We start from the raw sequence: 8,689 nt of genomic DNA, 5'->3' as shown, positions 1-8,689 counted from the left end.
GCGAGTTTGATTCGCAGGTTCCAGGCGTCGAGGGTTTTCTTCACCTTCGCGGTGTAGGACTCGATGAGTGTGAGGGTGCCGAGGCTGTGGCGTTGTTGAAGGGCTGCGGTACGGGCTTTGCGTTGTTTGCCGCTAAAGCGGGTGGGACCGAAATACACCTGGTTAAGGTTTGCAAGCTCAGTGGCATCGGAGGCATCCGCGCCGAGCGCGCGGAGCTCGTCGGGTGAGCCAGGAATGTTTTCCACCAGCGCAATCCCCGAATTGCGAAGGCGGATGTAGGTTTCAATATCCCCCATGAGCACAGAGACTAAAACAGGTCTCTACACCCCGCAACCGGAAGAAGAAAAATTCTGGTCGCGGGTAGCGGAGGGATAAGAAAAGCCCCTCAGGGGAGGGGCTTAGCAGCTACATCTCGGTAAGCGAGCGGTCACCTGACCATTCGATATGGAACGTGCCCTCGCGGTCCACACGCTTGAAGGTGTGGGCGCCGAAGAAATCGCGCTGGCCCTGAATCAGAGCAGCTGGGAGGCGCTCGGCGCGCAAGCTGTCGTAGTAGGACAGGGAAGAGGCAAACACCGGAACCGGCAGGCCCAGCTGCGTTGCAGTAACCACGACGCGACGCCAGGGGTCGATGAGGTTCTCCAGCTCGCCCTTGAAGTACGGGTCCAGAATCAAGGCAGGCAGGTCGGCATTGTTGTCGTAGGCCTCACGGATGCGATCGAGGAACTTCGCGCGAATGATGCATCCACCGCGCCAGATGGTGGCCAAATCGCGTGGGTCCACGTTCCAGCCGAACTCCTCGGAGCCAGCCTTGATCTCATCGAAGCCCTGGGAGTAGGCAATGAGCTTCGCGGCATACAGTGCACGGCGAACGTCTTCGACGAACTCAGCCTTGTCCACATTGAGCTCGGCAATGGTTCCGGAAGGCAGCTGGCCTTCCTGGGCAGCTGCACGTTGAGCAGTGGCAGAAGAGAGCGCACGCGCGAAAACGGATTCCGCAATGCCGGTGATCGGCACGCCCAGCTCGAGACCATTAATGGCGGTCCAGCGGCCGGTGCCCTTCTGACCGGCGGCGTCCACGATGACGTCGACAAGCGGGGCACCTGTCTCCGGATCTTTCTGTGCTAGTACTTCGGCGGTGATCTCAATGAGGTAGGAGTCTAGGTCTCCGGCGTTCCATTCGCGGAAGACTTCGGCGATTTCAGCCGGTTCCATGCCCGCACCATAACGAAGCAACTGGTAAGCCTCACCGATAACCTGCATGTCGGCGTATTCGATGCCGTTATGCACCATCTTGACGAAGTGGCCAGCGCCATCGGGTCCGATGTGGGTCACGCACGGAGTACCGTCGACATTAGCGGCGATGGACTCGAGGATTGGTCCCAAGGTCTCCCAAGACTCAGCTGGGCCACCAGGCATGATGGACGGGCCATTGAGCGCGCCTTCCTCACCACCGGAAATGCCTGCGCCGACGAAGTGACGGCCCTTAGCGGCCACCTCCTTCTCGCGGCGAATGGTGTCCGTGAACAGTGCATTGCCGCCATCGATGATGATGTCACCCTCATCCATGGCTTCGGTGAGTTGCTCGATGACGGCGTCAGTAGCCGCGCCAGCCTTAACCATGATGATCGCCTTACGCGGGCGCTCGAGGGAGGCAACGAAGTCCTCGACGTTCTCGGAGGCAATGAACGCTCCTTCATCGCCGTGCTCGCTGATGAGCGCGCGAGTCTTTTCCGGGCTGCGGTTGTACACCGCGACCGTGTTGCCGTTGCGAGCAAAGTTTCGCGCAAGGTTGGAGCCCATCACAGCAAGCCCCACAACGCCAATCTGAGCGAGATCTGTCTTTTCAGCACTTTGAGTCATGTTCACCATCCTACGTCACCGAATTCCACTAACCTGTTGTGGCATGAACCACTCTGAAATCTTTGAAAAGCTCTTGGCCGTTTCCCAGTCGCGTCCGCTCAACGCGGAAGAACTCGAGTTGATCAACTCCAACCCGCAGGGGCTCGCAGGGCTTATTGGCCTGCGCTACACGCACATTTCTGCAGACGAGGTTCGATCTGAGGTGGAAGTCGTCCCAGATCACCACCAGCCTTGGGGCGTTGCAAATGGGGGTCTGTACTGCACAATTACGGAATCGACTGCATCCGTCGGCAGCCTAATCCTCGCAGGCAAGCCCGTTGTCGGTGTCAACAACAACACGGATTTCCTCAAGCCGGTGGCTTCGGGCACGGTGACCGCCGTTGCTACACCGCTGTACAAGGGGCGCCGCACGCAGCTGTGGGAGGTTAAGATCAGCCAGGGGGATGTGCTCCTCGCCGCGTCCACGCTGCGCACGATGGTGGTGCAGTAGCCTCTTACAACCAGTTGTTGCGGCGGAACCACCACCACATTCCGGCCACGACTAACACCATGAGGCCGATTGCGCCGTAATAGCCCCAAGGAAAATGCAGCTCCGGCATGACATCGAAGTTCATTCCGTAGATACCCGCGACAAGCGTTGGTGCGGCCCACATACCAACCACCGCGGAAATCGTGCGCATGTCGGAGTTTTGCTGCATGCTGATCTTGGCCACGGAGGCGTCGATAAGCGAGGTCAAGCGTTCATCGAACCCCGACACGTGGTCCTGGACCACCAGCTGGTGATCGTTGACGTCCCTGATGTAGGAGCGAATCGCCTTCGGAATGAGGTCCTTGTGGTCAGAGACCATCGAGCGCAAAGCAGGCGAAAGCGGCACGATGGCGTGCTTCATCTCCAGAATCTCGCGCTTGAACATATAGATGCGATCGATGTTCGGCAGCGAATTCGGAGTGAAGATTTCTTCCTCGAGCTCGTCGACCTCGATGGCGATGAGGCGGCAGATCTCCGAATAGCGGTCCACCATCATGTCTAGGATCTTCCACGCTAGGGACACGGGGCCCTGTTCGACGAGGTCCTGCTCATCATCGATCACGTAGGCCAAGTTGGGTAGCTTCGCCGAGTGACGCACCGTGATGATGAATGTGTCACCGATGATCATCTGCATCTCACCAGTGGAAATAATTTGGCGCTTATCGGCTACCTCGTCGTGATCCCGGTAGTTCACCGACCGCGCCACCACGAACAGCTGGTCATCGTAGCGTTCCAGCTTCGGGCGCTGGTGAGCTTGGACGACGTCCTCGACGATGAGCTCGTGGATACGAAACTCAGCCGCCACCTTCGTCATCTGTGATTCGAGCGGCTCGTAGAGGCCTACCCACACGAAGCCGCGTCCGTACTCTTCCACGGTTTGCAGCGCGCTGTGCGGCGAAAACTCGCCGGGAAGAGCCTCGCCATCGACGAACACGCGGCAGTGCTCAATGGCACGTTCGACGGGAACGGAAAAACTCGGAGCACTGTCGTCAGAAGTGTTTTTCTTGCGTGGCTTGAATGGTGACGGTACAGATGGCATCGTGTCTCAGCCTCCTTCGTTTCGTATAGGCGTTTTGTAATGGCGGCTAAAGCTTACACCTGTAAGGGCATATAATCGTTGTCATGCCTACCTGGAAAGAAGTTACTGCAGCGAATCCCGCCCATTCCCATAACTTTGCGCGGAAGTGGAAGACACTTCGGGCCCAGGGCAAGGACATCGATGGGGAAGCCCGGCTTATCGACGCCATGAGTGAACGCCACTCCCGCGTCCTCGACGCCGGCTGCGGTTCCGGGCGCCTCGGCGGTGAGTTGGCAAAGCGCGGCCACACGGTGTTGGGCGTGGACGTCGATCCCATCCTGATCGAGCATGCGGTCAATGATTATCCGGAGGCCCGTTGGGAAGTGGGGGACCTTTCGGAAGAGGAAATCCCGGAGGGTAACTTTGATATCGCTGTGGCTGCGGGCAACGTGATGACCTTCATTGCCATCGAAGGACGTGAGGCCGCTCTGCGCAACGTCTTCAACGCTTTGCGCCCGGGTGGTCGGTTCGTCGTTGGTTTTGGCGAAGGTCGTGGTTGGGGCTTCGATGAATTCCTCGACCTCGCCCGCGCGGTGGGCTACCGAGTCGACTTCATCTTCGCATCCTGGGACATGAAGGTCTTTAAGGAGAACTCCACCTTCATGGTGGCCGTGCTTACCCGCCCCGGCGCAGACCTATTGGGTTAGCGCTGCGCGCCTGCGGCGAGGCGCCGCAGCCGGTGACCATGGTCAACGGGGCCGCGCCCGCGACCGACGTGAAGCGCATCAGCATTCTCTATCGCTTCGTGGAGCCATTCGGTGGCCCATACCAATGCCTCGTCGAGTGTTTCCCCCGCTCCTAAACGTGCTGCGAGCGCGGAGGAGAGCGAGCAGCCGGTGCCGTGCGTGTTCTTCGTGTTAATCCGCGGGCAGGGCACGCGGGTTACCGCGCCGGACGGGCTTACCGTTGCATTATCGGCTTGGGCGCCGTCGAGGTGTCCGCCCTTGACCACGACCCAGGTCCCATTGTCGTGAGCCCACTGAATGGCGATATCGATTGCTTCCTCGAGGATGCGCGGCTGTGCGACGTCCGCGAGGACAGCGAGCTCCGGCAAGTTCGGCGTGACCACGGTGGAGCGGCGGGCGAGTTCGCGCACAGCGCGCTCCGCCTCCCGTTCGAGTAGGCGGTCGCCGCTGGAGGCGACCATGACCGGATCGCAGACTATGGGAACCCCCTCGGGCAGGGTAGAGACGAACTTGCTCACCGTTTCGGTGATGGACACCGAGCCGAGCATGCCGATCTTGAGGGCGTCGATAGTCACGTCCTCCTTCACACTTGTCAGTTGTTCGCGCAGGAATTCCACCGGAGGGGTGTGGATGGCGCGCACCCCTTGCGTGTTTTGCGCGACGAGGGCCGTCACCACTGCCATGCCATAGGCGCCGGCCGCCTCAAAGGATTTGAGGTCAGCGTGAATTCCCGCCCCTCCCGTGGGATCGGTGCCAGCAATGCTGAGGACGCGAGGCAGGGCAGGACGGTTCACGGTTTTCTCCTTTACGCTAGGGACTTCTTCCGTTCTACCGTATGTGGCCAAAGAAAAGGGAGAGAGGATGATTCCTCTCTCCCTTAAAGCGCGTAGAACTTAGTGAAGGTCGCGGTCAATGACGTTGCGAGCGACGCGCTGCTGCTGGGTGATTTCCAGGTTGCCGCGGTCGCGCGAGAAGGCGTTGAGGATCCAGTGCAGCGCCACGAGGGTACGGCTGCGGAAGCCAACGATGTAGAAGATGTGCAGGCCGAGCCAGGAGATCCACGCCGGGAAGCCAGCAAACTCGGTCTTGCCCAGCTTGACGACGGCGTTGAAGCGGGAAATAACGGCCATGGAGCCCTTGTCAAAGTACTCGAACGGCTCGGCTTCGTTCGCGGTGGACTCTTCATCGATCTTGGCTTCGATGAGCTTGCCCACGTGGTTGCCGCCCTGGATGGCCACCTGGGCCACGCCCGGAAGGCGGTTGAGGGAAATCATGTCGCCGACGATGTAGACGTTCTTGTACTCGCCAACCGTGAGGTCCTCGTTAACGGAGACGCGGCCGGCACGGTCGGATTCCACGCCAGCCTGGTCAGCGATGACCTTGCCCAACGGGGAAGCGGCGACACCTGCGGACCAGATCTTGGTCGCGGCCTCGATGGTGACCTCTTCCTCGGTCTTCATGTTCTTGTAGGTGACGGCGTCAGCGGTGACGTCGGTAACCATGGCGTTGAGGCGCACGTCAACGCCCAGCTTCTCCAGCGTGCGCTGAGCCTTGCGGCCGAGGCGCTTGCCGAACGGCGGAAGGACCTGCGGAGCGCCGTCCAAGAGGTAAATCTTGGCGGAGGAGGAACCGAAATTGGAGTATTCGCCAGCAAAGGTGCGCTGTGCCAGCTCGGCAATCTGGCCGGTCAGCTCAACGCCGGTCGGGCCAGCGCCCACGATGACGAAGGTCAGCAGCTTCTCGCGCTTTGCAGGATCCTCTTCCAGCTCCGCCTTCTCAAAAGCGGAGATAATGCGGGAGCGGATCTCTAGGGCATCATCCAGCGTCTTCATGCCCGGGGCATACTCGGCGAAGTGGTCGTTGCCGAAGTAAGACTGGCCAGCGCCGGCTGCCACAATGAGGGAGTCGTAGCCGTAGGTACGAACAGCGCCATCGAGTTCCGCGGTGACGGTCTGATCCTTGATATTGACGTCGGTGACCTCACCGTTGACAAAGTTAACGTTGTCCTGGTGACGCAAGATCTGACGCGTAGACGGGGCGATTTCGCCGGCGGAAATGACGCCGGTGGCTACCTGGTAGAGCATCGGCTGGAAGAGGTGGTGGTTCTTCTTGTCGATGAGGGTGATCTCAACATCCGCGTCCTTGAGCTTCTTGACGGCGTTGATACCGCCGAAGCCGGCACCGATAACAACGACGTGGTGGCGGCCGTTACTAGGACGGTGGGGAGTTTGCGCCATGGTGTTTGATTACCTTCCTTAAGAAAGCCAGATTATTTTACCCGAGTCAGTCTAAACCTTTCTAGCGGTACATGCATACTTTATGGGTTATTAACTGGCTTTTTGGGCCGCGCCTCCACCCGCGCGGGCCCCGTTGGCTTTAGTCTGGGAGGACACATGCGTGCGATGAGGAAGGCTGACTTGAGCGTGTATCCCCACTTGGCTTCGATCGATGCTGCGGTGTGGCCCGGTGTGGCTACTGTCCCTTCACCGCGCCTACTGCGTATGAAAGCTGGCCGGGCTGAGGCGGAGTTCGCGCAGGCCTGTTCCAAGGCTGGGGTAGAGCTGGACGGCGAAGACCCAGATGTCACCGTGCTTCACGACGCCCTTTTCTCCCGCATCGCCGATTCGGGCTGGCTGGGCCTGGCCGAGTCTTATATGGCTGGCGAGTGGACAACTCCCGATTCTGAGCGCCTTGTCAGAGTCCTCACGCGGCTGGTGGGGGTGGGTTATCGGCCGAAGGCCAAGGAGCTTGCCGTGGAGACATCGAGCCCTGGTGAACTACCCCTTGACGTTGTGAAACTGTACGCAGGTGACTCGTTGAGCCATTCGGGCGGCATTTTTGCAAGTGGCGTACCCACTACGGTGCGCGAGGCGGTGCGTAGCTATAGCGCGCGTGCGGGCAGAAAAGAACCCAAAGAGCACTTCGTCGATGTAACCACGGTGACCGAGCCGGCATCAACGGACCGCGAGGACTTGGGCGACGCACAGCGTCGCGCTGCGCAGTGGCTTCTCGACGCCACCCGCACCGGCGCCGGAACCCACCTCCTGGTCTACCCAGCCACTGGGCTGCAAGTAGCGGTTCAGGCGGTGGCCCGGCGCGCCACGGTGGACGTGCTTACGGGCGACACGGAGCAGAAGGCGCTTTTCGACGAGCAACTGCTTCTCGAAGGCGCCGCTGATTCGGTTCACGTGCAGGGCATAGAGACGGCCTTGCCCAACCCAAAGAAGTGGCGCGGGCGGTATGACGCGATAGTGAGCGTCGAAAAGCTGGAGACGCTTTCGCCGCCGGAACGCCGCCGATATGTCGAGATGCTGGACCGCTCGCTGGTCAGTGGCGGGCGTCTGGCTTTAGCTTCGCTTTTTGCCACGGATGCGATGACTCCGGCGGCTCGTTCGGCGATTCAGGTTCTGCGTGCCTATATCTGGCCTGGCTTGGAATACCCGTTGTTGGAAGAAACCCATAGGCTCTTCGATAAGCGTTCCAACCTGCGAATCATCGCGCAAACCCACACCGGAAGCCACTACCTCGAAACGCTTCGCTACCAGCGCAGCTTTTTCGATGGCCGCCACCGCGAAGCCGGGGCAGCCGGGTTCGATCAGGTCTTTCGACGCCTGTGGACCTTCCAATTTGCCCTGCGCGAGGCGGTGCTCAGCCTGGGCATGCTGGATGCCGTGCACGTGGTGGCGACCCACCGCCACCGCGGCGGCCGGCGTTAGCGGTCTACACTGGGGCGGCGCCAACGTCACAATTCACTTTGCCGCCCGGAGGATAAGAGTATGTCAGAGCGCCCAGGAATTATCGCGCACCGAGGTTATAACGGCTGGTACCCCGAAAACACATTCCGGTCCTTCGAAGAAGCCCTCAAACTCGACGTGGCTGGTGTGGAGTGCGACGTCAACCTAACCAAAGACGGAGAAGTCGTAGTTATCCACGATCAGACGGTGGACAGGACGTCGGATGGCGCCGGCGCTGTTGGCGACATGACCCTAGAGGAGCTGCGCACACTCAATTTCGGTACCCACGGGGATCCGCAACGCATCATGCTTCTCGACGAACTCGTGGACCTCGTCATGTCTTACCCCGGAAAGCAGCTGCTCATAGAGACGAAGCATCCGTCTCCTTTTGGTGCACGCCTTGAGGAATCGGTAGCGGAAGTCCTACGCGGCCGACAGCTCGATGCCGACCCACGGTTTAGCCTGATCTCCTTCAACCCCGAAGCAATTGCTCGGTTTCGACACTTCTTGCCGTCCTTGCGGTCATTCCTTCTCCTTGAACCTGATGAGGGAGTCCCGGAAATGCTCGAGGGTGCAACGGGATTTGGGCCTTCGATTCACCAAGCGCGGAGGGACGCCGACTTCTTTGTCGGTGTTGATGCCCCGTCCTACGTGTGGACGGTGAACCTGCCAAAGGACATGGAGTGGTGCCGCGAAAACGGAGTATCGCTCATGGCAACCGACCTGCCAGAGCTGGCAATCGACGTGCTTTCGCGCAGTTAGCCAGCGTTAGGCTACATCCTCATCTGATCCGTCATGG

General features: G+C 60.0%; 8 protein-coding genes and 1 pseudogene. 4 read left to right on the top strand and 5 right to left on the bottom strand.

The genetic code is table 11. The annotated features are described in order from the left end of the window. Both HMPREF2760_RS02965 and gndA read right to left on the bottom strand, forming a co-directional pair. A pseudogene (locus HMPREF2760_RS02965) lies at positions 1-296 on the bottom strand (HNH endonuclease); the annotation flags it as partial. Positions 297-405: 109 nt separating this feature from the next. Then, entirely contained in the window at positions 406-1,863 is a 1,458-nt protein-coding gene (gndA, locus tag HMPREF2760_RS02960; RefSeq protein ID WP_070520417.1) for an NADP-dependent phosphogluconate dehydrogenase, read from the bottom strand. A gap of 43 nt (positions 1,864-1,906) precedes the next feature. On the opposite strand from gndA, the gene HMPREF2760_RS02955 reads away from it, so the two are divergent. After that, positions 1,907-2,353 carry a PaaI family thioesterase gene (locus HMPREF2760_RS02955; RefSeq protein ID WP_070520420.1) on the top strand — a complete coding sequence of 149 codons (447 nt, stop codon included), beginning with the start codon at positions 1,907-1,909 and terminating at the stop codon, positions 2,351-2,353. A 4-nt stretch (positions 2,354-2,357) separates the two neighbouring features. Here HMPREF2760_RS02955 and corA read toward each other — a convergent pair whose 3' ends face one another. Next, positions 2,358-3,431, bottom strand: a complete 1,074-nt coding sequence (gene corA, locus HMPREF2760_RS02950) for a magnesium/cobalt transporter CorA (RefSeq protein ID WP_070520423.1) — start codon at positions 3,429-3,431, stop codon at positions 2,358-2,360. Between the two features lie 83 nt (positions 3,432-3,514). Here corA and HMPREF2760_RS02945 point away from each other — a divergent pair, with 83 nt between their 5' ends. Beyond that, positions 3,515-4,117: a class I SAM-dependent methyltransferase gene (locus tag HMPREF2760_RS02945; RefSeq protein ID WP_070520425.1), complete on the top strand. Its 603-nt coding sequence runs from the start codon at positions 3,515-3,517 to the stop codon at positions 4,115-4,117. On the opposite strand, the gene thiD is transcribed toward HMPREF2760_RS02945, so the two are convergent. Then, complete coding sequence (gene thiD, locus HMPREF2760_RS02940) at positions 4,114-4,950, bottom strand: bifunctional hydroxymethylpyrimidine kinase/phosphomethylpyrimidine kinase (protein ID WP_070520428.1); 837 nt, start codon at positions 4,948-4,950, stop codon at positions 4,114-4,116. The two genes, HMPREF2760_RS02945 and thiD, sit on opposite strands and share 4 nt — an antisense overlap. Before the next feature lie 99 nt (positions 4,951-5,049). Then, complete coding sequence (locus HMPREF2760_RS02935; protein ID WP_070520431.1) at positions 5,050-6,393, bottom strand: NAD(P)/FAD-dependent oxidoreductase; 1,344 nt, start codon at positions 6,391-6,393, stop codon at positions 5,050-5,052. A 186-nt stretch (positions 6,394-6,579) separates the two neighbouring features. Between HMPREF2760_RS02935 and HMPREF2760_RS02930 the strand changes: the two genes are divergently transcribed. Both HMPREF2760_RS02930 and HMPREF2760_RS02925 read left to right on the top strand, forming a co-directional pair. Beyond that, positions 6,580-7,872 (top strand): SAM-dependent methyltransferase, encoded by a 1,293-nt coding sequence (locus HMPREF2760_RS02930; protein ID WP_070596587.1) that lies wholly within the window; start codon positions 6,580-6,582, stop codon positions 7,870-7,872. A 60-nt stretch (positions 7,873-7,932) separates the two neighbouring features. Continuing rightward, positions 7,933-8,652 (top strand): glycerophosphodiester phosphodiesterase, encoded by a 720-nt coding sequence (locus HMPREF2760_RS02925; RefSeq protein WP_070520437.1) that lies wholly within the window; start codon positions 7,933-7,935, stop codon positions 8,650-8,652. Positions 8,653-8,689: the final 37 nt, after the last annotated feature.

The sequence above is a fragment of the Corynebacterium sp. HMSC065D07 genome, assembly GCF_001810695.1.
In the GTDB taxonomy this organism is placed as follows: Bacteria; Actinomycetota; Actinomycetes; order Mycobacteriales; family Mycobacteriaceae; genus Corynebacterium; species Corynebacterium hesseae.
The sequence above is the reverse complement of the archived record's forward strand: the minus strand, read 5'-3'. Positions and strand labels throughout refer to the sequence as shown.